This window comes from Clostridium cellulovorans 743B, assembly GCF_000145275.1.
GTDB lineage: Bacteria > Bacillota > Clostridia > Clostridiales > Clostridiaceae > Clostridium_K > Clostridium_K cellulovorans.
The window spans coordinates 1,356,385-1,382,277 of the sequence record NC_014393.1 but is presented as its reverse complement, the minus strand read 5'-3'; the positions used below and the strand labels follow the sequence as shown (position 1 = coordinate 1,382,277).

Genomic DNA, 25,893 nt, shown 5'->3' with positions numbered 1-25,893 from the left:
AAAAAACTGTTAACAACTCTTGAATTATACATAAACAAATGAGCAAAGCATGCACAATATACTCCAACTATTAAGTGAAGCCTACAAAATGGACTCCAATTATTAAGTGAGGCTTTATTGTACTTCTAGCTTTACTTCTTTAAAGCTAAAAGAGCAGGGTAATTTACCTTGCTCTTTTCTCATATCTCACTTATTTATAAAACTCTATAGTTTACTTTCTTTGACCTCTGCCTCCCATACCACCAGATCTAACAGTTACTCCCTCTTGAGTTATTTCTGTTACTGCACTTGAAACTTTAGCACTTCCAACCTCTGTTCCTTTTGTATAATTTCCACCTGAATATAAGCCATAGGTTGCTGTTGAATCTATACTTCCACCTATATATGCTTTATAAGTTGATCCAGTTTTTATATTTGGCGATGATACAACAACTGAAGCATATTGTTTTGCTGGTGCAAAAGTTAGAAGTTCTTCTCCGCTTTCATCCTCAATACGTACTAATGTATTTGCTTCTTGCTTTGATAAGTTAACCTTTATAGAATTTTGAGTAGAACTTGTACTTGGTGCTTGAGCCATTCCTAAGCTTCCAGCCAATACAACATATCCTCCTGTCATATCAAAGGTTGAATCGTAATCTAGTGGTCCGTTTCCATCATTTGTTGGTCCATTTACAATGGCAGTTCCTCCTGTCATTTTTATAGCTCCATTAGAATCGATACCATCACCAGTAGAATCCAAAGTTAAATATCCTCCATTGATGTTTATTAAACCATTTCCTGTAGATCCAAAGCTATTCTGTCCTACTCGACCATTTACAGAAGACCCATCATTACCACCAGATGCATTAAGACCATCATCACTTGCAACAAGATTAATCTTACCATCATTTATAGTTATAGTTTGACTTTCAATACCTTCGTAGGATTTAGTAATTTCTGTTGTTCCACCATTAATCACTAAAGTTGAATCAGCATGTAATCCATCATCCCCCGATGTTACATTTATATCACCGGCATTTACCACTAAATTGTTGTTTGAATGAAAAGCATCGTCTGAAGAATCTATAGTGATAGTTCCACCTTCAACCACAATATTTGCAGCTGCTTTTATTGCTTTAGCACTAACTGTTTCATCTTCTGAAGTAGAAGAATCTGCTTGCTTACTCATATCATCACTTGGTGTATCTTGTGGCATTTGTCCTTGCACTCCTTCTGGCATTTCTCCCTCTAGACGTTGACCTTTAAAACCTCCTTCAGGTGGTTCTGGACGTTCACCTTGGAAATCGCCTTGTGGCATATCTCCTGTTGGCATTTCACCTTGGTTCATTGGACCTCCATTACCCATACCAAATTCGCTTTTAGCAACAGCATTTTTGCTGCCTCCACCAGAACTGATTGTAACATCCCCATCCTTTATTAAAGCGTTGGTTTCTGCTTGGATACCATCCAGAGTAGCTGTTATATTGATTTTTCCACCTTCGATTAATACATAGCCTTTTTCAACATCTGAATCGTTACTTGACCTTACTCCATCTTCTCCAGCAGTTACATTTAATTCACCATTAACTATAATTACAGAGTCTTTTCCTTTTACCCCATCAGCTACAGCATCAACAGTGATTTTACCTGATTGTATCTTTAAATCATCTTTGCTAGTAATACCATTTTTATAGTTTGCCTTAACGGATAAAGCTCCATTTCCTATAAATATTAAATCTGATTTACTATATATCGCTGAATTAGGTTCATCAGTAGAATTGCTTTCGAATTTATATTCCGCTCCATCAGTAACAGTGTTTTGTGTACCATCTGCTAATGAAATAATTGTTTTCTTAGAATTCTTAACGTAAATTGGTGCACTATTAGAAGAAGTTATATTTACACCATTTAATATAATATATACTTTATCGGAATCTCCTGCATTTACAATTATCTGTCCATCACTCAAAGTTCCTTTAATACTATAAGTACCAGCAGCTGTGATTGTGATTTGATTATTCTCTACAGTTGCACCGTTTCCTTGGACTGTACTTTTATCACTTAGTTCTATAAAAGTATCTGCTGCTCCCACAGTTTCACTTTCACCTGAAGATATATTTATGCTTGAAATCACTGGAGCCTTTGAAGCTTCGCTAGTTGCCGAAGTTGCTTCCACTTGAGTATTGCTTGTTGTATTTGCACTTTGTTTTGTACAAGCTGTAGCGCTTATACATAAAGATAACGCCATTAATATAGTTATAATTTTTTTATTCATAATCTGGTTCCTCCAATATTTTTATTCTCTTATAGCTCTGTACAAGAGTCCTTCAATTTTCTAACAAAAGATATCAAATATTTTTCAATTATAATAATTGTTCATTTTCATCATTATAGTTTTAAATGTCTTTTTGCTATTTAGAATGGCTTTTAACTTCTTATGTTTTGCCGTTAAAAGTATATTAACATCGTAACCTTAACGAAACCTTAAGTTTTTAAGATTATGAAAATATATGATTCTATAAATAGCTTTCTATTGTTTTAGGACTCTTACTGTCCCCTCCAGATACATTTTAAATCTCTGTACAAATTCATTTACCATTGTTCTTTACACCTTTCAATTTCTTTGCATTGAAAAAGAGCCAATGCTTCTTCATTAGAAACATTGGCTCTTATCATCGTTATATTACATAATTTTCACCATAAAACAGTAGAATATTAATGCTTATAAATACAAAATCAGAACATCATTTACAATTTCTTTGCCTTTTAACCTTAAAGTAAAATTTATGAATTCCTATTATTGTAGGTGTAAATAGATAAGACATTATTAATAGTACTATAGCTGGTGTAAATCTATCAGATCCTTTATATGTCGTTTTTGAAATTATTATTCCTAAAGCTGCACATAAAGAAGTAATTGATCCCACTAACCCTTTATTAATTTTTATCTTTCTAAATCCATTTCTCATTTTATCTTTTATATTTCGCATTATTGCAAAAATTAAAAACACATATACTATTATGCTTATAACAATAATTATACAGGCTTCTACTCCGCCTAATAACTTCATGAAAATTTTCATGGAAAAATAAAAACATACAATTGAAGTTCCAATGTAAGTTATAGCTGTATATAAATCTATGAAAACTTCTAATTTTTTTGGAAAAATGTACAAGATTAAAGAAATCAAATTATACACGCTCATAATAATAAAAAAGTTAATCGTCTGGTTCCAAGACATTAATTTATTATACATAGCTAGGTTAAAAGTGTTCACAATAATGTAATTCATTAAATTGCAACAGAATACCATTAACCGTACTAATGACCTAACTTCTTTCTTTTCTTTTTTTGCTGAATAAATATCCATAAACTCCTTGTTTAGTTTCGCCTTCATCCTCTCGCCCTTTTCTTTTACACTTTTTCATATTACTTGTTTACCGTCCATTTACATATACTTAATACTATGGAGTTATATTAATTATAAACTATATTTATCCAAATATCTAACAAAAATACAAATCTATAATCATTGAGAATCCCTTCTTATTTTTCCATATTAACATTATCATCTATCAATTCTTACAATGTCGTGAATAGAAACTTTTTATTTTCAAACTTTTTCATAATAAGATCATAGGTTCATGTTTAGAATTTGATGTTCTTTTTGAAATAAATTTAAAATAAATCCTTAAACTACCAATTATAGCTTTGCGCTTATGGTATAATTTATATAAAATTACAAACATCATTGTAAAAGTGAGGTTGAGTATCGTGGAGTGTGTTGAAACAATTTTCTCAGTTGTAGTTTTAAGTCATCTGTTATATATATACACTTTTATATATAATTTAATTCCAATGCTTATTCAAATTATATTTTCATATTTTATTCAGCATAAAAATATCTTAAAAACCATTATTATAACCTTTTCAACTCAAGGTATTGTTTTGGCAATATCCAGATTTATTTATGATATGATATATAGTATTCACCAATATTCACACAATTTAGGCTTTTGGAGTATTATAACATCAAAGCATTTTAGATTCAATGTTATATATAGTTTAATATTCTTTATTATATTAATAGGCATTAATTTCTTTATATATATAAATGAAGTAACAAAAATTAACTATAAAAAGTTTATATCTTTAATAGCTGGCTATATCATAAATATTATAGTTGTCATATTTATGATGCTGAAGTTTAAAATCTTCTTACTGCCTCCAATTTGATTAACAAATCTTAGCTAATAAAATTGAATAAAAATCATAACCACCCGTCAAACGGGTGGTTTGCTTTATCCCTATAAGGGCATATTACTGGCCGTGCTATTCGCATGCTGAGTGTTGCCAACCGCATACCTTTACGGTCTGCATCTAAAAATTAACTTGATCTTCTTATTTTCATATGTATAAAGATCGGAATCATTAATAAAATTATTATCCCGCCACAAGCAGCAAAACCTATCCTTGCATTAAAATGCTCTGCAAATAATCCCGCATAAAGGTTGCCTATAGGAGTAGAACCAGCAAAAACCAAAGTATAAACACTCATAACTCTACCACGATATTCATCACTTGAATTAAGTTGCAAGGTTGAGTTTGAACTAGAATTATAAGTGATAAAAAAGAATCCTGTTACAGCAAGAGCTATTCCAGTTATGAAAAAATTATTGGTATAGCCAGTGATAACCAAGAAAGTTCCTACAATTAATGGAACAACATAAATAATAAATCTTTTAGGTCCACCTTTGCTTACAGTTGCGATAAACATAGCACCTAAGAAGGAACCAAAGCCCATAAAGGACATAAGAATTCCAAAGCCCGTCTCATTTTGATTTAATATTTCTCTAGCAAACACTGGAACAAGTACATTGAAGTTTGGAGCAAAAGTACCTATGACAGCTGTAACAAATAAAGTATATAGAAGAATCTTCTTTTTATAGATGTATTTAAGCCCTTCCTTTATTTCTCCAATTATCTTTTTATCCGTTGGTTTGATTTTAGTTTCCATTGGCTTTATAAAGAATAAACTTATTAATACTGCCCCAAAACTTATGGCATTAATGAAAAAGCAAATTGCTATTCCTGCATAACCCATTATTATTCCGGCTAATGCGGGTCCAATAATTCTAGCTAGATTAAATACCATTGAATTTAAAGCAATAGCGTTCATTAAATCTTCTTTTCCTACAAGTTCTATAATAAAGGATTGTCTTGTTGGCATATCAAGGGTATTAACTAACCCAAGAACTGTCGCAGCAATTAGAATGTGCCAATACTGAACCTCTCCCGTAAATACTAATATAGCTAAAACAAGAGTAATCACTAGAGAGGACAATTGAGTAACGATTAAAATTTGTTTCTTAGGAAACTTATCTATGATTACTCCTGCAAATAAGGAAAACAATAGTACAGGAGTAAATTGAAGAGTTCCGATTAAACTTAGTAAAAAAGGTGAATTGGTTAAGGTATATGCAAGCCATGGTTGAGCTATGTTTTGCGTCCAAGTCCCAATCAAAGAAACGCACATACCAATCCAATAATATCTAAAATCCTTGTGCTTTAAGGAAATAAAGGGGTTATTAAATTTCCCCTTAACTTCTTTAGTTATAATCATATAATCACGCTTTCAATTTTAGTAGCAGCTCGTATCTACAGGCACATCTCTAAAATCTTTCTTACAGCCTCTTCATCCAATGGCTCATAAGCATATTGCAAAGCTCCATGTAAAACTGCCGCTTTTGCCATCTGTTCAAAGTTCGCAGTATCAATTCCAAGTTCAGTTAAAGTCATTGGAATTCCACACTCTTTAAAAAATTCCTCTGTAGCATCTATTCCTTTATTAGCAGTTTCATATTTATCTTCAGCCACTGGTAAATGCCATACATTAACTGCATAATCAACAAACTTATCAACAGTATTTTCATTTAATATGTATCTCATCCAGCTAGGAGTTAATATAGCTAAACCTACTCCATGAGTGATGTCGTAGAAGGCACTTAATTCATGCTCAATTGGATGACAAGTCCAAGCTCCTTGTTTTCCACTTCCACAAAGTCCATTTAGTGCCATAGAACTTGCCCACATTAAATTGGCTCTTGCTTCATAATTTCTTGGCTCTTCTAATGCTATAGGACAATATTTAATACATGTTTCAAGTAAGCCTTCTGCAAATTTATCTTGCACAAAGGTTCCTTTTGTTTTATTAAAATATTGCTCAAATACGTGAGACATAATATCTGCAGTACCAGCTGCTGTTTGTATTGCTGGCAACGTATATAAATATTCTGGATCAAGTATTGAAGTTTGAGGTATCATATTTGGAGACGCAGTTCCAAGCTTCTCATTAGTATCCATCTTTGAAATAACTGCGTTTTTATTCATCTCTGAACCAGTAGCAGCTAAAGTTAAAACAGTAACGATCGGTAAAACCTTGCCTATCTTAGATGGGTCTGTAACTAAATCCCATGGATCTCCTTGATAATAATGTGCAGCTGCTATAACCTTTGCACAATCAATAGCACTTCCTCCACCAACAGCTAAAACCACATCAACATTGTTTTCTTTGCAAATTTCAGCGCCCTTTCTTACAGTTTCAATTCTTGGATTTGGCTCAACCCCTGCTAATTCTAAGATATTGGATTCCTTTAATAATTCTTGTATTCTATCATATATTCCGTTTTTCTTAATGCTTCCACCACCGTAAACAAGTAAAACATTTCTGCCATGTCTATTTATTACTTCTGAAAGCTTTTCAATTTGGCCTCTACCAAACAACATTTCTGTATAAGCGTTAAATCTAAAGTTTTCCATCTTCATTCTCCTTTTACTACTTAGCTAGTTAATTTACTAATTACTAACTTGCTGTTAATTTTTCTGCTTCTCTAATTTTTAGCCTCTATATAAAAATTATACTTCTTATAGTTAACTTTAAGTCAATACTTTATAGTTAATTACTTGCTTTTTTCCATATACATTTGAAATTTATTCATATTACTTTTCTATCCCCATCACCGGGGTCAACTTCAAGTAAAAACAACCAAAAATGTAAAAATGTATTTTAACAAAAACCATATTAGTGAATTTACAGTCTAAATAAATATAAGCACAAAATAATCTGTTATATTATGTTAGGAGAAAATACTATGAAGAAAATTACAATAATTATTTCTATCTGCCTTGTTTTTGCTTTGACTTTTTCAGGTCAATTAAGTGCGTTTGCACTATCTAATTCTGCATCGGAGGTTTCCACATCCATTGATGTAAGTGATATTACACTTTCCCCTGAAGCTGATGCAACTTTTAACAAAGACGTTGCTAATGATGATGTTTTTATAGAGTTAGTTACTTCAGCAACAATACATAGAAAAAAAAATGTATCACTAAATGATGTTCATGGAGGTAAAAGCATTAAACTTTATGGAATTAAAAACTCTGAAAATATTTTGCAATCGCTGTATGATTCTTATATTGCAACTGGCACTATGCAAAGTATGATTGATCCAGACTATGGTATCTTGAAACTGTATGTTAACGGGAATAATGAATTTGTTGATTCACTAGCTTTTACAAGAGAAGGAAACTTGCCAGGTGCTAAGGCAAAAAATGGTTGGATCGAAGTTGGTTCTGGAATTGCTACTTCAAAAGATGACCCTTTAGTAAAATATTCTCAGGATGAAAATCTTAAAAACTTAATCATATCCCTTGGTATTGAAAAGGCTGAAAATATTAAATTAATATCCTCAATACCGAATACAGATATGCGTACTTCAATTTATTTTGTACAAAACAACGAAGAATTTCTCATTCCTCTTGAGGATGTTTCAAATTGCATGAAAGCATCACAGGTTTATAAAGTCAGTGATATTTTTCAAAACTATTTAAAACCTATACTTGATTTCCAAAAAGAAAATGCAAAAAAATATGCCAATGTTGATCCTAAAGATGTACCGTATGGTTTACTTCCATATCCAAGTAATTTACCTGTTATAACAGCAATTGATATGCATACTTATGGAACAGATAATTTATTGTTTGCTGAGCAAACACCTATGAGCAATAGCGATAGCAATCGTGATTCTTGGTGTTTGTTTGGAATTCTGCCAGTAGCTGCGATACTAATTATTTGTGGAATTGTTATTGTGGTTAGGAAAAACAAAAAAGTATCATCCTAAGTATTAACTGAAGATACTCAAGAAAAACCAAAGGTACCTTTCATCGAATCTGATAAAGGTACCCTGTTTTCATATAAAATTTATTTATCTCGCTAATTGAGGATATCACTTCTCTCTATCTTGGGTTCTTTTTACCACCACAAATTTTGAATTCTTATCATTTTCATCTATATAAGTGTAGTCTCCATTCTCATTTTTCTTAAGTCCTAAGGATGCCATTTTCTTTTTTGAACTTTTGTATTTTGTAGTCATTTATATCACCTCTCGGTGATTATTTTTAACTATTCGGCTTTATATTATCCTCAAAATCTAATCAATTCTACTTTGATATTCTCCACTTATATATTTCTTTTTCTACTTTTACTACTGTAGATAATTATTAATCTCTGCGTTGTTACTACTTCTATATTAGATATATATAAGTTGCAATAATGAAACTACATTTAAAAGACTGTGGTAAAACCATAAAATTTGATAAGTTATGAAATAACTTTATTGGATTATATATTTTTTATTCATTTTTTGAAACAGTCTAAGCACTCAATGGTAGTCACAAATCTAACCCCATAATCATATCCAAATATTGCGCCTTCAGTGTTTAATGCAGTATTTATCCAAATTTCAATGTAAATCTCATTTGCTTTTAAGTGGTCATAAATTACAAACTCAAAATATCCTTCACTACTTGAAAATTCATATCTACTAAACTCAAGTTTTTTCCCTTTAATGCAATTATGTCCTCTAGTTTTTTTATAAAATTTTCAATTTCAAAAATAGTAAATGTTGGCCCTGTTCCTCAGAATAGTTGTGGACTTTATCACTAAATATTAATTTTAATATAAAGGGGATCCAATTTTCAAAATTTGTTCTTTCTTTTTTTATATCCAGATACCGATCATTTAATAAGTCTAACTCAAACATAACATTCTTTTCAATGTTGCAAATTATTGGCATATTGTACCTCCTAATCTGGCAACGAACTATATCCACCATTGTTATTCAACATCTTAGTGGCATCTTTCCAATTCTTTAATAATTTAGTGTTGCCTCCCACTGTAGTAACTACTTCATCATCTTTATTAGTAATAACAACATCATAATAGTTACGCAATATACTATTCTTCCGCCAGTTTAATATAAACGTTACAACAGCAAAATTTATAGTTATATATAGTTTTTTCTAATTGAAATTCTATACTTTTTCTTTAGATGATTGTAGAATTATAAGAAATAAAGAAGAAATCAGTTACATTAAGTGTTATGCCATTGATTAGAAAGCAATTAGTAAAGCCTGTAACAATCAAAAGTTAATTTATTAATCACTAACTTACTGTTAATTTTTAGATTCTATATAAAAGGTATATTTCTTATACTTAACTTTAAGTGGATACTTTAAAATTAAATTCTATACATAGATTTTAATTTTCCACTCGTTCCATAGTATTTATATATTATAAGCATGAAAAATACTAAGTATTTAATGTATCTTGTCATTGTACAGATTCTTCTTGATTTTACTCTATATTCATTCTATTAAAATACACTAATCTATTTTATCCACTGCTTACATTTATAAGGTACCCATTTGTTACTTTTGTACATAAAAATAATTATAAAGACAAAAAGAAACCCAGTACTACATCAATAAAATACTAGGTTTCCTTTAACAAAATTTACTTTATATATCCTTGAATCCAATTCTGCGCTGTTCCACTACAGATTAAATAATCATGATGATTAAAACATATTAAATATTCAAATTTATTATTTGTAATATAAAATTCAAAAGCATAGGTTTCTCCCAGCACATTAACTATATCATGCCCATTAGAGAAAAAGAAAGATCTTTCTTCATCATCAAGATCAAAAAACATAATAGCATCTGAATCAATAAAATCATCTATCCATTTCCATGCATCTTTGTCGTTTATTGATTCGCGACATGTTAACTTCTCCCATAAGAATACCTTACTTTCCTCATTACCTGCATATTTCTTTATAATTGAGTTAACAATATTACTTGTCTCTTCTTTTGATAATTCTTCAACTTTAATACTTAGTTCCCTTATCGCGACTCTGATTTGTTCATAAATAGTCCACATTCCCCTTAATCCTTTCTTTAATTTATCTTCCTCTATTTACTGGAACATTATCAACAAAAATATGGCCTCTAGTTCCACCTCCACTATTGCGTTTTCCTCCTGTTTTATATCCAATATATGGTATATTTGGCCCATCAGTAACATGCCCCATATCTATACTAACTTCTGCTCCATTTTTTGCTTTCCATTCAACTGGAAATGACTTACCATACTTATCTTTTCCCCACTTAGTAACATTAAAATCCGATTTTTGTAAGCCTGTTTTTTCAAACGCTTTCGCTAACGCTTCATCAAATGTTGAATTTCCTCTTAAATCAATATCTGAACCTTGTTTAAATTTATAACCAGTTATTTCTCCTAGTTTAGTATTAACTCCTCCCCCACCTGACATCTCAGCCAAGTAAATCAGTTTCTGCATATCAACAGCTGCATTTGTACCGCAAACTTCCAAAGCTGCTACATCATGGATTGCAGTGGCTACACCAGCTAAATTTAATGATACTCCAAAAGTAGCACCTACTCCTGTTAAATCTAGCGCTAATCCACCACCGCATTGGTATATAATGAAATGTAACCCTCAAAATATTACTGTTAATAAAATACCCCCTCTATAGAAACAGCCTTATTTTAGCTGTCCACTATAAAGGGGGCATATTAAATCAATCTAAGTTTTAAAAACTTCTCCTAATTATTCTCTTTCTTTTCTTCTTGCTAATCCAACAACTGCTGCACCAGCTAAAAGTATTAATGCACCTAGTCCTAAAAGTACATTTTTATCTACTGGGGAACCAGTTTGTGGAAGAGTTGTTGTGATTCCATTACCATTGCTAGGATTTGATCCAGGATTTACTCCAGGATTTACTACTGAAAGATCTAGCTCTTTATCAGTTACAACATAATCACTAAAGTGTTCTATATAAACTGTACAATCTCCGCCTTCAGCTACAACAGGGCTATCAACAAGCTTATATTTGCTATTCTTATCAACAAAATACACGAATAATTTTTTTCCGGTATAAGCTGGATCAACCTTGATGTTCATATTTACTTTTCCACCAAATTTACCGTCTGCTAAATTATTTTCAAAGCTATATCCTGCAAGAAGTTTCGCTCCTTGTCCTTCTATAAACTTCTTAACTGTATCATTTTTTAATACTTTAGAAATTAATTTAAGGTCAACTAAATTTGAATTAATTATAGTATCTAATACTGCTTTATCATCAAATTTGAAAGAAACTTTATCCTTAACAACTAAAATTTTATTATTATTTTGTTTTGCAAGCTTGAAAGCATTTACTGGAATGATATCTGAGTCAGGAGTAAATATAATTTCTGTATCTTTAACTGCTTCTAATTTACTTAGTAAATCTTGTGCTCCTGAAGCTACATTTGTTTTAACTGCTTTGATGTCATCAATGTACATTGTTGAATCAACAGTAATTCCCGCTTGTCCTTCTGGAATGATTGTATTACACCAAACACCGATTCTATCTATATTCTTTGGATCAAAAATTCCTTTATTCTTTCCAACAAATTTGCTGAAAGGTATTGTAAGAAGTTTAGCTTCTTTTGTAGCAGCAAATTCTGGTAGATGAACTTCAAAATCTTCTCCTTTTGAAGTTATTTGAACTACTAGCTTTTGACCATAACCATCTGGTTTTATCCAAATTTGTAGTGCATCATATGGAGACCAATCTTTTCCCATATTCTTTGTCATACCAGCCCAACCTTCAGATGCTTTTTCTGTTGAAATTTTGTACTTGAAGGCAACACCATATTCTCCGTTGTTATGCTCTCCAACTTTGTTAGTAGTCATTGGAGTTATGCTACATCCAGGTCCAAAGTTAGTTGACCATTGAGTTCCTAGTAAATCATCATTTCCATAGTAGTACTCAAAGTCATCACCCATAGCTGGATTTACTGGCACTTCTTTTATGTTAAACATTACTTTTACAGTATCATACACTTGTCCACCTACAGTTAAATCAATAGTACCAAAGGTTGGAGCTATAGCTTTTAATATTTCATCTGTAACTTGAGCAGTATAAGTAGTTCCATTAGCTGCAGCTTTTAATGTCTTGATAACTACTCCATCGCTATTCTTAAGAACAAAACTTACTTCTTTATCTGTATTTTTAACTGTAGCTTGCAGTTTGCTAGCTTCTAACATACGAGAGCCTGAAGTAGGAGCAACCATAAAGCCTGTAGTATTTGTATATGCATCAGTATTAGTTACATTTAAACTACTAAAATCACCTACGCCATCAGCAAATACTGATTTCTCGTCATTATAGAATTTAATAAAGCTGTTAAGCATTTCATGACCATGAGTTTCATCAGCCATATAAGGCATAAATATACCTGATGTTTCGCCAAAGTTAGCCCAAGTTAATAAATAAGCTGCATTTGTTGAAGCTACAGTATTTAACACATCCTCAAACCATGTAACTCTCTTGTTTCCTGTTACCTTCATACCATTGAAACCTGTACAAAGGATACCAGCTTCTGAAACTGCTGTAACCTTATTATGTTTAGCAGCTATTCCATCTATCATTTTCATGTTATCAGCTAAAATAGTAGGGAAATTATCCGTAAGGGTTGGATTTTGATTATATAAATCCATTGCCATTACGTCAACATACTCATCACCAGGGTAACGATCTAAGTAAGACGCTTCATTTTCGAAAGTACCATTTGGAGAATAAACATATATTAAGTTATGAGTATCTTTTACATCACGCATGTAGTCTACTGTATATCTCCAAACATTTCTAAATCCAGCTTGGTCACAAGTTGCAGATCCCCACCAGAACCAACCACCGCTGTTTTCATGGAAAGGTCTGAATAACACTGGTATACCTCTTGCTTCTAATTGATTCGCATAATCAGCAATTATATCCATGTAACTAGTGAATACTTCGTTTAAATCTCCACCTGGTAAAATTCTTTGCATTACATTACCAGTAGTTGTATTAGGTGTATATCCGGTAAAATCCCATTTACCATCTTTTTTCTTTCCTTTTTCTTTAACTAAATCAAAGTTAGGCATATGCATAGATAAAGTAATGATTGCACCTTGTTTTGCTGCTTTTTCACTAAGGTCTGCTACATAAGTAGCTGCAGATCTTGGATCTCCATCTGGCACTTGAAGTTCTGCCCCAGTTAAAGAAAGTGAATCTATACCCACTACGCCTGAAATAGAACCGGTCATATCCATTGTATCTGACTTAGATAATTTACTTGAACCAGCTTTGCTATGTAAATCATTTTGGTGTCCAAATATTAAATAATCTGACTCTCCAACAGCTTTTAAATAAGCATAAAGGTTAGCTGTATTAGCTATGGACTTTGAATCAATTAAGCTCACTGTGCTAGGAATGTTTAATTTACTTGGCTCAACCTTTGTTTGCGCAGTTGGCTCTACAGTTTTTAACACATATTTTTCTGTAGGTGCAGCAATCTCCCCTTCTATAAGCTTTATATTGTCTATATAGAACTTACCAGCATAGTTGCAATTTTTTCCAACTGTTTGAAGGAAAATTCCATGCAAGCCTTGTTTCTCTGTTATCTTACTACCAAATGTAAATGTAAGTGTTTGAACTTTATAATCACCTACAGTAGTAAACTTGTCCAAAGCTAATGTTTGCACATCAGCAGCTTCAGTCCATGTCCAAGGTGATGGACCCATTTGTGTTGCAGCTTTTAAAGCCAATGTTCCATCATAAGTAGCATCCTTAGGTAATATTACATCAACAGAAAGCTTAGCACCTTCTACTATAGGATCAGCATATTCATATTTAAATTCTATATCTCTTTGATCCCAGCTTTGCCCTTTATCAAAGGTATAATCAAAACCTAATACAGTGCTACCGTTTATACCACTTACAAGACTTGAGTTCTCTGGAAGTTTTGTACTACTTTCAAAATCATTAGTATAGTAAACTTTTTTATTAGTTGAAGGAGCTACTCCATCAATTAACTTTACGTTGTCTATAAGAACTTTACCATTATAATCACAATAGTTACCAACCACTTGAACGATAATTGAGTTTAATCCTTGTATTGATGCAATTTCATCCCCAAATGTAAATTGAATAGTTTGAACCTTATAATCACCAACAACAACAAATTTACTTAAGTCTATGGATTGTTCTTCTGTGGCTTTTGTCCACGCCCAGTTTGCACCTAATTGTGTTGCAGCTTGTAACTTAAGTGTTCCATTATATGTACCGTCTTTTGGTAATATAACATCTACAGATAATTTAGCTCCTGCTGTTATAGGATCTGCATACTGATAATTCATTTGAATATCCTTTTGATCCCAATCTTTGCTCTTATCAAAGGTATAATCAAATCCTAATGCAGTGCTTCCATTTATACCACCTACAAGATCTGCAGCTGTTTTCTTTTCTGGAAGTTTTGATGCATCCTCAAAATCATTGCTGTAAATAACTGTTTGTGTAGTTCCTTCTGCTTTAACCTCCAATACCGTAGCTGGAGCTGCAGATAAAGTTAAAGCTAGAGCCACAAGTGCTGCTAAACCCTTTTTAAATCTTCCAATTCCCATTGTTTTTCCCCTTTTTATATAATTTTCTTTTAGTAACATTAATATGAAAATTATAACACATTTACATACCACTTTAAACCATAACTTTCATCTATCATGATTATAAAATACTTTAAAAAGGAAGAGTATAACGTTTTTTCAGATTTCTTAACATCTTTTCTGGTGTTTAAACCTTTTCAGAAAACATTTTCATTGACCTCTATAGAACCTTGCTGAAATTAAGTAAACTTCGTTGTTACATTTAGTATTTATATGAATCATATATGCAAAAGCCTCCGCACAAAAATTTGAGTAAAGGACTTAAAGTACAATTAATTATATGGTTATATTATGCAATAACCTATCTTTTCTTAAGCTTTTATGTTATAAGAAATCACAAAGTATATCACAACTATCAACTAGGTATAATAAAGCTATTATGTATAAGTTACATTATTGAAATTTCATCAAAATTCTATGGATATATTAAAAAATCAATACACCCATGAAAATTCTTTATTAAACTTATATATAAATACTCCATTGATTATTTTTTAGTAAGCAGAAATATATACACTGTAAGGGGATAAAAATGAAAATATTTTATAAGATGACTTTAATCTATATATTGCTAATATCCTCAGCCTTAACAATACCATCACAGGCTTATAATTCAAACAGTATTCCATGTAGAAACTTGGAAACACCTTTTAAAGTAGCGGTGTTATTAGGGCATACTGGTACACATATTATAACTGCACTAGGAGAAAGCTTAGAAAAAGTTGAAAAGGATAATAGTGATAAAATTGACTTTATTTTTTACGATGCTCAAGTAAATCAAGATATACAAAATCAACAACTAGATTTAGTACTCAAAGAAAATAACATTGACCTAATTTTATTAGAGTTAGTGGAATCTAATAACACTAAACATGTTTTAGACAAAATCAAAGGTCATAATCTTCCTGTAGGTTTTATGGGTGATGCTGATATAATACCGATAAATTCTTATAATAAAGCCTATTGGTTAACTATAAATGCAGAACAAGGTGGCATTCTACAAGGTAATATTCTTGTGGATGCCTGGAACAAAGATAAACCAAAAATAGATATTAACAAAGATAATATAATGCAGTATATTGTCCTATTAGGTACTCCTGGCAATATATATACTGATGTAAGAATAAGGTCTTGCCTTTCTACACTTAATGATCATCATATAGGAACCCAAGAAATAGCGTCAAAGGTTTGCTATTGGAGTGAAGATATGGCTAAAGATACTGTTGAAAATTTATTATTGACCTATAGTAACAAGATTGAAGTAATAATTTCTAATGATGATGTTATGGCTATTGGTGCTATTAAGGCTTTGCAAAAGTTTGGATACAATAAAAATCCAACAAAAGTTATTCCTGTAGTGGGCTTTGATGGGATACCAGAAGCTTCATCCTTAATAAGAAATAGGCTTATGACAGGAACAGTTATACAAAATCCAGACCATATTGCTATGAATACTTTTAAAATTGCCTTGAATATACTAAATAACAGAAATCTTATTGAAGGAACGGACTGTTTAATTGACCCTACTGGAAAAATAATATATATACCTAATCATGGGATAATAACTTATCTACATTATTTGCAATCATAATAAAAAATCATAATAAAGATATTAAATTCTTCACCACTAACAAATTAATTCATCATTTTCAATCTACAGCATCAGTTACAATACAAGGAGAAAAAAATGAAAATATTTCATAAATTAACACTAATTTTATTAAGCCTTCTAATCTTAACATTAGCTATACCAGAGCCTAAGGTTAATTTAACTACTATCCCCTGTACAAATACTGAAAAACCTTTTAAAGTTGGAGTATTATTAGGTTATACTACTGCATATCTTCTTTCATCGTTTCAAGAAGATTTAAAAAAAATTGAAAGCGTAAACAGTTCTGTAGTAGATTTTATATTTTTTGACGCACAATCAAATCAAAATATACAAAATGAACAACTTAATTCCGTCTTAACTGAAAATAAAGTTGATCTTATAGTGTTACATTTAGTAGACCCTCGCAATACTAAATATGCTGTGGATAAAATTAAATCTCATAATATCCCCGTAGCTTTTATCGGCTACGCTTCTATAGCTGAGGTCAATACTTACAATAAAGCTTATTTTGTAACTACCAATCCAGAACAAGGTGGAAATATGCAAGGTCAGATCCTTGTGGATGCCTGGAACAAAAGTAGAGGAATGATAGATTCTAATAGAGATAATATTATGCAATATATCCTTCTTCTAGGGGATCCTAGTAATGTCTATTCAGACTTAAGAACTCGCTCTTGCCTTGATGCAATAAATAATTCTAATATACATACTCAGGAACTAGCTAGCAAGGTTTGCTATTGGCGAGAAGACTTAGCCAATGATGCTGTTTCCAATTTCTTTTTACAATTTGGCAACAGGATCGAAGTAATAATTGCTAATGATGATGTAATGGCCATTGGTGCTATAAAAGCTTTGCAAAAGTATGGTTATAATGCTGGAAACAAGATGAGCAATATATCAGTAGTTGGCTTTGATGGAGTACCAGAAGCTATAGAATTAATAGAAAAAGGAGATATGACAGGAACAGTCGTTCAAGACACTGCTTATGTTGCTGATAATATCTTCAAGATTACAATAAACATGCTTAACAATCGAAATCCTGTTGAAGGCACTGATTGCACAATTGGCCCATTGGGAAACATAATTTCTATACCTAATCGTGGAGTAATATTCTCCTCAACTTAATCAATGGTAAAGCTTATTTATACATAAGCTCGCCATATAGAAAAAATTAAAACTATCCTTGAATAGTTAGTAAAAAATTTAATATAAATACAGCGAGTTTTACTCAAATTACCTCATGTAAGATAAGTTTTAAAGAATACAAAGCATTTCTTCAAAACTTATCTTATTAATAGATACTAGTTTCAAAGAAATGCTTTTTAAAATATTGCTATTGCTTTAAGAAATTTAATTTTAGTGATTATGATTTTTAAACTCCACCGATTCTATTAAAAGGATATATAGTAAATCTTGCTTTTCCTATAATATCTTCTCCTTTAACAAAGCTACTTTGATTCCAATACCTACTATCTAGAGAATTAGACCTATTATCTCCTAATACAAAGTAACTATCCTCTGGCACTGTATATGTACGTCCAGCTATCCCTCCTGGATTTTTTACATAACTTTCATCGAGACTTTCTCCATTAACAGAAACTTTTCCATCCTGTGCTATCTCTACTACATCTCCAGGTTTTCCAATAAGTCTTTTAATGAGCCTATCCTTATTTTCTGGTATAGTAAATACAACTAAATCTTCTCTTTCTAGTTTTTCAGGTTTATAAACTTTAGTAACCATAAGTCTATCACCTTCCATAATAGTCGGATACATAGAACTTGTTGGCACCTTAATATTAAAGAATACATACTTATTTATTAAAAGCGCTAATATTATAGCTGCTGTAATTGGCAAAATCCAATCTAATAAAAACTGTTTACTCTTGCTTTTTTCTACACTATTTTGTATTTGATTTTCCATATTTATCCCTACCTTCTTAATAATTTATTCTTCCTAAAGAAATTTATATATGATTAATACCGTTTCTTTGCTTATAGATAACCATAGATAATTCTCAGGTTGTCCAATAAATTTTGTAACTATGTTTTAAAACCATATTTCAAACCTCAAGCTTTTTATAAGTATTGAACACTAAAATTTAAACTATCTATCCGACAAATCGGTTATATATTTAGAACAGGGGATGCGGTTTTTAATAATTTAAACTATGTTTATGAGTATCTATAACTCATCCTTATACCAAACTCTTTATGACTTCTCTCAAATATCTAAAGGATACAAAACATTCCTCTCCATTATCTAAGAAAATCCTTCTGTTTATTTTATCAATCTCTTTTATATGACTCTTATTTACAACAAAACTTTTATGGCAGCGTAAAAAATTACTATCTAGCTTTTCTAATACCGCTGATAAAGTGCCGTAAAATTCAATTTGCCTGTCCTTGGCATGAATTCTTATTTTATGTGAAGCAGTAGCAGTCTCAAAGAACACTATTTCTTCAAAAGGTATATTTATCATAGCTTCATCAGTTTCAACGCTAAGGATTTGTTTATGATTTTTTGCTACACTTCTTTCTACAGCCTTCATTAGTACTGCCTCTATTCTACCTCTCATCTGAGCTACATTATCCTTAATAATAAAATCTAAAGCTTCTAGTTTATACTCAAAGGTAAGATAACTCATTTCTGAATGACTTGTTATAAAAACCAGAAAACAGTTTGGCCACTTTTCTCTGATATATTGCCCAAGCTTTATGCCATTTATGTTCTGTTTTAAATCTATATCTAAAAATGCGATAAAATTTCCTTCTATCTCTTTAATGCAAGCTGTCACCTCATTAATTTTACTGGTACTTACTATTATTTTTGCATCAAGCTTTTCTCTGATAATAGTGTTTTCAATAATTTCAGTAATTGACTTTCTCTGTTTTTCATTATCTTCAACTATAATCACCTTAAGCATTATGGTTCTCCTTATGATTTCTTATTAAAAGCCTTTGTTTAAAAACGCCTAAATCTCTATCAATCTCACTGTTTAACGTTACATTTGGATATTTGGAGTCTATAATTTCTTGTACATTTGAAAGTCCTATGCCATGACCTTCTCCCTTTGTTGTAAAACCTACTCTAAATATTTCTTGGATTTCTGGAACATCCTTTTTACAGCTATTATTTATTATCAATACCACAGTATTATTCTTATTAATGATGCCAAAATCTAATTTCTTTTCTCCACTTAACCTTGCTCCTTCTATAGCATTATCCAGTAAGATTCCTACTATCCTGCATAAATCAACCACATTCATATTAATATTATCGATACTTTCTTCTATGTCAATAAATACATTGATCTCATAGTTTATAGCTTCTATTAACTTTGCTGCAAGAATCCCTTTAAGAGGCTTTATTTTTATATTTCCTAATAAGGCTAGGCGTATATTTGCTTTACTCATATCTGCTGAATATGGATAAATCTCTTTATCGAAATACTCTTTTAAGCCTTCTAAATCATCAGTTTGCAGATAGCCACTTATAGTAGTTAATATGTTGTTGTAATCATGTTTGAAGCTTCTGAATTCCTTCATCATACCTTCTAACAATTCCGAATATTGTTCAAGGTGCTTATTATCATTTTCAGCCTGAGTTTTTTCATATTTACCTTTTAAACTTTCCTTGTAAATTATCAAACATAATATTATGAAAGCCAATAATATTATGGTAAATACTATACTTACATAATCTAGCTTTATAATTGCAATTGCAAACAAATATATAAACATATAAACCACAAGAAAACTCAAAAACACAAAATATGTACTATACTCAATAAGTTTTTCATTTTCAACTGGGTATTTATCATATATCTTTGTGATTATAAAGCTCATGCCATAAGCAAGTCCAGCTGTAAATAAAAACTGTACCACTCCTATCATGTTGTCTGGGATATTAGTAAGCCCTTGTAAAGTCTGTGAAATAACCATAGAAAATAGCCCTGAAAGTATAAAAAATATTCCCATAAAAAAAGAAATTTTAAATTTTCTTGACTTTACATACATAAGTATAAAAATGATAACAGCTAAAGAGAGCTGTGCCATATATTTTTCTCCTCCAATTTGTCAATAAGGATTTTATTACCATAGAATATATTATATCACAGCAACACTCTCATAATCCTATTGTAAACTCATATTGAAGCTACAATTAATTAGATTTTTTATTATTGGTGCTAATGGAAAATACCCCTATATCCATGCTACTAATCGGATACTTAAAGCTTGATCCATATTAACCAAAAATACCCTTGTATCCATACAAACACCCTGCTCCAATGAGAAACAACCCTTTAGGTAAACTAAAGATACCACTTACTATAAAAATAACAGCAACAGAAAGTCTAAATATTTTTCTAGTCTTATCATTTTTAAATATCATAAAAAACATCTCCTTTAAACTGCTTTATAATATAATAATAGTTTAAAAGAGATGCTTGTATTTATTTTTTGCTTATGACGCAATTATGTTGCTTAAATTGAATATAGGGCTCCTAAAGTTTACGGTTGGGAAAATATTTTTACGGTTATGCTATAATTAGATTGTTTTAACTTTTAACACTACTTTTTATACATTACACAATCGGCTAAATCTAATATAATTCCTGCTTTTCTAAGAAAGTCTAAACCTAATAAACCATTAACTCTTTCATAAGGATCTATCTCTCGAAAATCTACTTTTAAATTGTCTAGCTTAATATTAGCACAAAATAAATCAACAGAAGTATATATTAGTCCATTCTTTTGCTGTAATTTGATTTTCATTTTATACTCCTTCTGATTCCAATATGTTTGATTTTTTCAATTCTTACTTCCTCATGATTTGTACTATACACCAATTGAGAACTTTTACATTTTGCAAATTCTTTCATAGCTTCTCTAGCATCCTTAATCGCCTTGATTATAGCAACATCATCAACATATTTTATGGATTCATCTTCATGAAATTCTAAAATTTGAAATTTAACAAATTGATTTGGATATAACTCCCTAACTTCACTCCATTTCATATTTTCACCCTTCCACTGAAAATCCTCAGCAACCCAGTATATTCTCATTATACCTTAATTTAAGTTAATCTGTTTTTTGTACTTATTACTAGTTAACATATAAAATATTTTTTAAGGTCTTAGATTTCTTAAAAAGAAAATATATCTATAGCTATATCATCAAGGATTTTTTTAGGTAAAGCTTTAATTTTTTCCTCATATTCTACTGGTAGTGATTAGTAATATTATGTATTAAACTTACTGTAGATTATGTTTATTTTGAACGCAAAAAATAGTGCTCTCCTTCATATGCATTGCCTTCACAGAAGTCAATTTTTAATAATGTATTCCGCCTTTCAACAGCTTGAGGTATTGCCTTAGTTGCAATCATATCAACCTCAAACAAATCAAAAAAGTTCTCGTTACAAACACTAAATATTTCGTTTAAGCAATCTGCATTTTCGTATTCAGAAGAAACATCAACTCGGAGTATTCCCGTTTTAATTTTATATTTACCAGCATAACCAAACATTTCTACTGTTCCAATAGCTTTAGATAGTGATTTATCTATAATTGCAAAGCGTATAAATTCTTGTTGAGAATATGCACAAAGCCAAGCTTTAGTACATTGTAACATATCCTCAATTGTGTAAATACAAAAATCACCTGTACACCTATCAGAGTTAAAAATTTTTTGTGCCTTACTATCAGAATAACATTTAAGTAGACCTTCGGAATCTTCTTCTGAAACGAGTCTTAAAATAAAACTTTCTGTTTCAAAAGTAGGGCATATTTCATATGGGTTCTTCATAAAACTCCTCCTCATGATGTATATTATATAAACTTTCTTCGCTTCACATTTCTTACCATTGTGCCACAAAAATCTACAATTCTCTATTTACTTTATTATACAACATGTAGAGGTATAACTTAAAATATTTTACATGTATTATACATAGATTGCTTCTCTAATCCTAAAATCCTTTAATTTTGTGTCAGTATGAGAGGTATGGGATTGAACCAATAAATCTTATGGACATTCTATAATCTACATAGCTTTGAAATTCTAAAAGCATATAGAAGAAAACCTCATGCTCACCTATCCTTGCCTTATAAACTATATCTGATTCTAATTCCTCATAATCAGAAAGCACATAAGATTTATCTACTAAAACTAAGTTTTCTTTCGTTAGTTTACTTCCCCAAGTATTACTTACAAAGGTTTGTATAAGACTTAAAAACGTTTCTTTATTTGAAAATAAGTCCTTATAGCTTTTATCATGAAGGTTATTCTTTTTATTTACTATTCTAATCTTGTCTTTATTATTTTTTTCATTACTTTTGCTCATATTACACCTCTATTTTATCATTTTGTATATCTCTTTAAAATAGCTGCTATAATATGATTATTGACACCAATACAAACATTTATTCGCACCATTCTCCAACCATATATGATTAATATCATTATTATAAAAGTTAAAAGCAAAGAAAAAAGTGCTCACCGTCATAACAAGAGCACTGATTTCTTATCTATTATTTAAACACTTCTAACTTTCTATATTTTTACCTAATCATGAGTGTACTATTTGTTAATCTGTTTTTTGTACCTGTTACTAGTCAAAATGTAAAATATGATTTGTATGATGGAATATACAACAAAGACTACACGAATATTTTCCCACATATACTTTCCTTCATTGACAACACTGAATATTGTATAAAAGAAATATCCTATGCATGATAAAGCGATGATTGGTGGTACAAGAAATACTGCTCCTAATTCCTTCATAGCTAGCTTGTTGATTTCTTTAGTAGTTAAGCCAAGTTTTATCAATTGTTTACTTCTTTCTCTATCTTCTTCAATAGAAGTGATAGTCTTAAAATATAGCACTGCTGCACTACCTATTAAGAACATCATTCCCATAGAACTAAACAAGAACAACATAAAACCATTTTCTTTCACAGTATATTGATTCTTCTCTTTTTTTATCGTCAAGGTATCACTTACCTTTTTTCCAAGCTTATTATTTAAACTCTTCTTTAACCCCTCGTAGCTTTGATTATCCTTTAAATTGATTAAAACATCATAAGTAACTGCTGCTTCTCCAAGCTTTTCTTTCATCATTTCATAATCTTCGTTATTAACAACAATAATGTCCCATCTACTGTAAATTTTGCTTTGAAAGTTATTCACCGTTGCAGCTACTTGCTCTCTTTGATTTTCTTTTGATACATACATATATTGATCTTCTGTACGTTTCTTTTTATATTCATCTAAAGGTGTTTTTTGATGAAGGCTTACGGGCAGTTTCTCATCTCCAGGTACTTTTTTAGCTAAATCAAAAATCATGTCTGAATGAAAAAATCTCCCTTCTTCCTCTATATGAGAATAAAGAACTTCTCCGCTACTTAAATCAAGCTGCTTTTTACCTAAGCTTATATAGTTTTCTTCACTTATAACCCACATATTACTATCATTAACGGAACAGATATCTTGATAAACTGCGATGTTAAGAACATTTAAGCCTTCAAGCTGAATATAATTTTTGACTTCTCCTAACTGCTCTGTAGCTATTGCTTTTATATCTTTATTTTTAGCAGTATCATTATCAACCATAAAACCTATATCATAAGGGCAGTTATCATTAATTCGTTTTTCTGTTAACTTATACATACCATAAGAAATAGATATAAAAATCATCGCCCCTGAAACCATTAATGTAACCACATATAAAACCGCTCTATAGGATGCGAATCTATGTAAAAGAGAATTAAGAAATAAAATGTTGTTATTATAGATACCCTTGAACTTTCTAAGTACCTTTACTACCGCAGTCATTGAAAAGCCTATTATTAAATAAACAGATACAACTGTCCCTATTATAGACGCAACTAGTAAATTACCATCATCCTTTACCATTTGCTTAATAGACATTTTAAAAGTAATAATAGAGGCTATAAAAATTATAAGTCCGATGATTCCCAAAATAATTCTGGTGCTTCCTACATCCTTCTTTACTTTAGATTTTAAAATATTGATAACTGAGTATCTTTTTAAAAATATTATTTGATAGATTGTAGTAAATAAAAATATTGCAGTAGAAATTAGAAGTATTGTTCCATAAGCTTTTATACTTAAAGAAATAGATATATTATCAAGCTTTAATATTTTTCCTATAGCCATATGGAAGAGCTTTGAAAATACACTTCCGCTAACAGTTGCAAATATAAATGATAACAAGGAAATTATTATATTTTCATAGCAGAGTATTTTTATTATCTCCTTTGATGTCAAACCAATGGTAAAATAAACGCCAAACTCTTTTCCTCTGTATTTGGTGAAAGAAACTGTTGTAAAGATTATAAATACTACTGAAAAAGCTACCATAAGTACAACTACTGATATAAAATTACCTTTTAACCTCATAACTGAGGCAACTTCCATAAATTCTTCACTAAAAACTAAGGTAAAAAACATAAATAGAATCCACTGAATTAGAGTGTTTCCAAGGAGGTATGCCGTATAATTCTTTATATTGTGTTTGATATTCTTTATTATCATTGAAGAAAAATCCATTATTCTTGCCCTCCTATCACTAGTTGAGCCTCTATTACCTTGTCAAAAAACTCCTTCCTGTTTCCGTTAGAGTTTATCTCAAGCTTAATGGTTCCATCCTTTATAAATATAATTCTCTTACAAAAGGACGCTGCAAAAGGATCATGGGTTACCATAACTATAGTTGAATTTTTTTCTTCATTAATCTTTTTAAAACTTTCCATAATGTTCATCGATGACTTAGAATCTAAATTTCCTGTAGGTTCATCGGCTAATATTATTTTGGGTTCCTTGATTAAGGCTCTAGCCTCTGCCACTCTTTGTTTTTGGCCACCTGAGATGTTATATGGATAGCTATTAGCAATATCCTTTAAACCAAAATATTCTATTAACTTGTTGACCTTCTCTTCTACGATTTTTGGTTTTACTCTATCTACGGTTAATGGAAATCCTATGTTTTCTTTCACTGTTAAGCTGTCTAAAAGATTAAAATCTTGAAATATGAATCCAATATTATTCCTTCTGAAAATAGCTAAATCATCCTTTTTCATAGTGAGAATATTTTTCCCATCTATAAAAATTTCCCCAGAAGTAGCTTTATCAATGCCAGCTAGAATATTTAAAAGGGTAGTCTTACCACTTCCGCTTGGACCCATTACCCCTAAAAATTCCTTCTCCTCCACCTTGAAAGATATATCATTAAGTGCCTTTATTGCTTGGGCACCTTTAAATGCATCATATACTTTAGTTACTTTCTTACTCTCTAAGACCTTCATATTAATAACCTCATCTCTCTTTAAAACTTTATCCGATGGCTACTATCCGTAACACTCCCTAGTGGGAGTTAACAGCCA

At 30.8% G+C, this 25,893-nt stretch carries 22 protein-coding genes; 3 read left to right on the top strand and 19 right to left on the bottom strand.

What is annotated here, in order from left to right; all coding sequences use genetic code 11:
• Positions 1 to 211 precede the first annotated feature (211 nt).
• The 4 genes from CLOCEL_RS05710 to CLOCEL_RS05690 form a co-directional block, all read right to left on the bottom strand.
• Complete coding sequence (locus tag CLOCEL_RS05710; RefSeq protein ID WP_010076247.1) at positions 212 to 2,254, bottom strand: carbohydrate-binding domain-containing protein; 2,043 nt, start codon at positions 2,252 to 2,254, stop codon at positions 212 to 214.
• A gap of 469 nt (positions 2,255 to 2,723) precedes the next feature.
• Positions 2,724 to 3,377 (bottom strand): hypothetical protein, encoded by a 654-nt coding sequence (locus tag CLOCEL_RS05705; RefSeq protein ID WP_013291647.1) that lies wholly within the window; start codon positions 3,375 to 3,377, stop codon positions 2,724 to 2,726.
• A gap of 990 nt (positions 3,378 to 4,367) precedes the next feature.
• On the bottom strand, positions 4,368 to 5,603 hold the full coding sequence (locus tag CLOCEL_RS05695) for an MFS transporter (protein ID WP_010076250.1): 1,236 nt from the start codon (positions 5,601 to 5,603) through the stop codon (positions 4,368 to 4,370).
• Positions 5,604 to 5,638: 35 nt separating this feature from the next.
• Positions 5,639 to 6,799 carry an iron-containing alcohol dehydrogenase gene (locus tag CLOCEL_RS05690; RefSeq protein ID WP_010076251.1) on the bottom strand — a complete coding sequence of 387 codons (1,161 nt, stop codon included), beginning with the start codon at positions 6,797 to 6,799 and terminating at the stop codon, positions 5,639 to 5,641.
• A 332-nt stretch (positions 6,800 to 7,131) separates the two neighbouring features.
• Here CLOCEL_RS05690 and CLOCEL_RS05685 point away from each other — a divergent pair, with 332 nt between their 5' ends.
• Positions 7,132 to 8,160: a hypothetical protein gene (locus CLOCEL_RS05685; RefSeq protein ID WP_010076252.1), complete on the top strand. Its 1,029-nt coding sequence runs from the start codon at positions 7,132 to 7,134 to the stop codon at positions 8,158 to 8,160.
• A gap of 105 nt (positions 8,161 to 8,265) precedes the next feature.
• Here CLOCEL_RS05685 and CLOCEL_RS23065 read toward each other — a convergent pair whose 3' ends face one another.
• The 5 genes from CLOCEL_RS23065 to CLOCEL_RS05665 form a co-directional block, all read right to left on the bottom strand.
• Positions 8,266 to 8,412 (bottom strand): hypothetical protein, encoded by a 147-nt coding sequence (locus tag CLOCEL_RS23065; RefSeq protein ID WP_010076253.1) that lies wholly within the window; start codon positions 8,410 to 8,412, stop codon positions 8,266 to 8,268.
• A gap of 712 nt (positions 8,413 to 9,124) precedes the next feature.
• Positions 9,125 to 9,271: a hypothetical protein gene (locus CLOCEL_RS22735; RefSeq protein WP_010076255.1), complete on the bottom strand. Its 147-nt coding sequence runs from the start codon at positions 9,269 to 9,271 to the stop codon at positions 9,125 to 9,127.
• A 562-nt stretch (positions 9,272 to 9,833) separates the two neighbouring features.
• Positions 9,834 to 10,262 (bottom strand): DUF6756 family protein, encoded by a 429-nt coding sequence (locus CLOCEL_RS05675; protein ID WP_010076256.1) that lies wholly within the window; start codon positions 10,260 to 10,262, stop codon positions 9,834 to 9,836.
• A gap of 22 nt (positions 10,263 to 10,284) precedes the next feature.
• A complete protein-coding gene (locus CLOCEL_RS05670; RefSeq protein ID WP_010076257.1) occupies positions 10,285 to 10,713 on the bottom strand; it encodes a polymorphic toxin type 47 domain-containing protein in 429 nt (142 codons plus the stop codon).
• A gap of 237 nt (positions 10,714 to 10,950) precedes the next feature.
• On the bottom strand, positions 10,951 to 14,829 hold the full coding sequence (locus CLOCEL_RS05665; protein ID WP_010076258.1) for a glycosyl hydrolase: 3,879 nt from the start codon (positions 14,827 to 14,829) through the stop codon (positions 10,951 to 10,953).
• Between the two features lie 571 nt (positions 14,830 to 15,400).
• On the opposite strand from CLOCEL_RS05665, the gene CLOCEL_RS05660 reads away from it, so the two are divergent.
• Complete coding sequence (locus tag CLOCEL_RS05660; protein ID WP_010076259.1) at positions 15,401 to 16,459, top strand: substrate-binding domain-containing protein; 1,059 nt, start codon at positions 15,401 to 15,403, stop codon at positions 16,457 to 16,459.
• Between the two features lie 96 nt (positions 16,460 to 16,555).
• Positions 16,556 to 17,605: a galactose ABC transporter substrate-binding protein gene (locus CLOCEL_RS05655; RefSeq protein ID WP_010076260.1), complete on the top strand. Its 1,050-nt coding sequence runs from the start codon at positions 16,556 to 16,558 to the stop codon at positions 17,603 to 17,605.
• A 247-nt stretch (positions 17,606 to 17,852) separates the two neighbouring features.
• On the opposite strand, the gene lepB is transcribed toward CLOCEL_RS05655, so the two are convergent.
• From lepB to CLOCEL_RS05610, 10 genes are all read right to left on the bottom strand, one after another.
• Complete coding sequence (lepB, locus tag CLOCEL_RS05650; RefSeq protein ID WP_010076261.1) at positions 17,853 to 18,401, bottom strand: signal peptidase I; 549 nt, start codon at positions 18,399 to 18,401, stop codon at positions 17,853 to 17,855.
• Between the two features lie 274 nt (positions 18,402 to 18,675).
• Positions 18,676 to 19,404 carry a LytR/AlgR family response regulator transcription factor gene (locus tag CLOCEL_RS05645; RefSeq protein ID WP_010076262.1) on the bottom strand — a complete coding sequence of 243 codons (729 nt, stop codon included), beginning with the start codon at positions 19,402 to 19,404 and terminating at the stop codon, positions 18,676 to 18,678.
• Positions 19,397 to 20,536, bottom strand: coding sequence for a sensor histidine kinase (locus tag CLOCEL_RS05640; RefSeq protein ID WP_010076263.1), 1,140 nt, complete (start codon positions 20,534 to 20,536; stop codon positions 19,397 to 19,399). Before CLOCEL_RS05640 ends, CLOCEL_RS05645 begins: the two co-directional genes overlap by 8 nt.
• 190 nt (positions 20,537 to 20,726) lie before the next feature.
• Positions 20,727 to 20,873: a hypothetical protein gene (locus CLOCEL_RS23060; protein WP_010076264.1), complete on the bottom strand. Its 147-nt coding sequence runs from the start codon at positions 20,871 to 20,873 to the stop codon at positions 20,727 to 20,729.
• A gap of 179 nt (positions 20,874 to 21,052) precedes the next feature.
• Positions 21,053 to 21,256 (bottom strand): hypothetical protein, encoded by a 204-nt coding sequence (locus CLOCEL_RS05635; protein ID WP_010076265.1) that lies wholly within the window; start codon positions 21,254 to 21,256, stop codon positions 21,053 to 21,055.
• Positions 21,253 to 21,501 (bottom strand): hypothetical protein, encoded by a 249-nt coding sequence (locus tag CLOCEL_RS05630; RefSeq protein ID WP_010076266.1) that lies wholly within the window; start codon positions 21,499 to 21,501, stop codon positions 21,253 to 21,255. Before CLOCEL_RS05630 ends, CLOCEL_RS05635 begins: the two co-directional genes overlap by 4 nt.
• A gap of 253 nt (positions 21,502 to 21,754) precedes the next feature.
• Positions 21,755 to 22,291: a GNAT family N-acetyltransferase gene (locus CLOCEL_RS05625; RefSeq protein WP_010076267.1), complete on the bottom strand. Its 537-nt coding sequence runs from the start codon at positions 22,289 to 22,291 to the stop codon at positions 21,755 to 21,757.
• A 184-nt stretch (positions 22,292 to 22,475) separates the two neighbouring features.
• The gene (locus CLOCEL_RS05620; RefSeq protein WP_010076268.1) at positions 22,476 to 22,829 is read right to left on the bottom strand and encodes an Rpn family recombination-promoting nuclease/putative transposase; all 354 of its coding nucleotides are present in this window, start codon (positions 22,827 to 22,829) and stop codon (positions 22,476 to 22,478) included.
• Positions 22,830 to 23,065: 236 nt separating this feature from the next.
• Entirely contained in the window at positions 23,066 to 25,060 is a 1,995-nt protein-coding gene (locus CLOCEL_RS05615; RefSeq protein ID WP_010076269.1) for an ABC transporter permease, read from the bottom strand.
• Positions 25,060 to 25,815 carry an ABC transporter ATP-binding protein gene (locus tag CLOCEL_RS05610; RefSeq protein ID WP_010076270.1) on the bottom strand — a complete coding sequence of 252 codons (756 nt, stop codon included), beginning with the start codon at positions 25,813 to 25,815 and terminating at the stop codon, positions 25,060 to 25,062. The genes CLOCEL_RS05615 and CLOCEL_RS05610 overlap by 1 nt, the downstream gene beginning before the upstream one ends.
• Between the last annotated feature and the right edge of the window lie 78 nt (positions 25,816 to 25,893).

Bases quoted from the DNA above. Each gene is read 5' to 3' on its own strand.
- CLOCEL_RS05660 (WP_010076259.1), top strand. From the start codon at position 15,401: ATGAAAATATTTTATAAGATGACTTTAATCTATATATTGCTAATATCC.
- CLOCEL_RS05630 (WP_010076266.1), bottom strand. From the start codon at position 21,501: ATGAAATGGAGTGAAGTTAGGGAGTTATATCCAAATCAATTTGTTAAA.
- CLOCEL_RS05675 (WP_010076256.1), bottom strand. From the start codon at position 10,262: ATGTGGACTATTTATGAACAAATCAGAGTCGCGATAAGGGAACTAAGT.
- CLOCEL_RS05620 (WP_010076268.1), bottom strand. From the start codon at position 22,829: ATGAGCAAAAGTAATGAAAAAAATAATAAAGACAAGATTAGAATAGTA.
- CLOCEL_RS23060 (WP_010076264.1), bottom strand. From the start codon at position 20,873: ATGATATTTAAAAATGATAAGACTAGAAAAATATTTAGACTTTCTGTT.
- CLOCEL_RS05690 (WP_010076251.1), bottom strand. From the start codon at position 6,799: ATGGAAAACTTTAGATTTAACGCTTATACAGAAATGTTGTTTGGTAGA.
- CLOCEL_RS05640 (WP_010076263.1), bottom strand. From the start codon at position 20,536: ATGGCACAGCTCTCTTTAGCTGTTATCATTTTTATACTTATGTATGTA.
- CLOCEL_RS05685 (WP_010076252.1), top strand. From the start codon at position 7,132: ATGAAGAAAATTACAATAATTATTTCTATCTGCCTTGTTTTTGCTTTG.
- CLOCEL_RS05625 (WP_010076267.1), bottom strand. From the start codon at position 22,291: ATGAAGAACCCATATGAAATATGCCCTACTTTTGAAACAGAAAGTTTT.
- CLOCEL_RS05615 (WP_010076269.1), bottom strand. From the start codon at position 25,060: ATGGATTTTTCTTCAATGATAATAAAGAATATCAAACACAATATAAAG.
- CLOCEL_RS05655 (WP_010076260.1), top strand. From the start codon at position 16,556: ATGAAAATATTTCATAAATTAACACTAATTTTATTAAGCCTTCTAATC.
- CLOCEL_RS05610 (WP_010076270.1), bottom strand. From the start codon at position 25,815: ATGAAGGTCTTAGAGAGTAAGAAAGTAACTAAAGTATATGATGCATTT.
- CLOCEL_RS05710 (WP_010076247.1), bottom strand. From the start codon at position 2,254: ATGAATAAAAAAATTATAACTATATTAATGGCGTTATCTTTATGTATA.
- CLOCEL_RS05695 (WP_010076250.1), bottom strand. From the start codon at position 5,603: ATGATTATAACTAAAGAAGTTAAGGGGAAATTTAATAACCCCTTTATT.
- CLOCEL_RS05705 (WP_013291647.1), bottom strand. From the start codon at position 3,377: ATGAAGGCGAAACTAAACAAGGAGTTTATGGATATTTATTCAGCAAAA.
- CLOCEL_RS23065 (WP_010076253.1), bottom strand. From the start codon at position 8,412: ATGACTACAAAATACAAAAGTTCAAAAAAGAAAATGGCATCCTTAGGA.
- lepB (WP_010076261.1), bottom strand. From the start codon at position 18,401: ATGGAAAATCAAATACAAAATAGTGTAGAAAAAAGCAAGAGTAAACAG.
- CLOCEL_RS05645 (WP_010076262.1), bottom strand. From the start codon at position 19,404: ATGCTTAAGGTGATTATAGTTGAAGATAATGAAAAACAGAGAAAGTCA.
- CLOCEL_RS05635 (WP_010076265.1), bottom strand. From the start codon at position 21,256: ATGAAAATCAAATTACAGCAAAAGAATGGACTAATATATACTTCTGTT.
- CLOCEL_RS05665 (WP_010076258.1), bottom strand. From the start codon at position 14,829: ATGGGAATTGGAAGATTTAAAAAGGGTTTAGCAGCACTTGTGGCTCTA.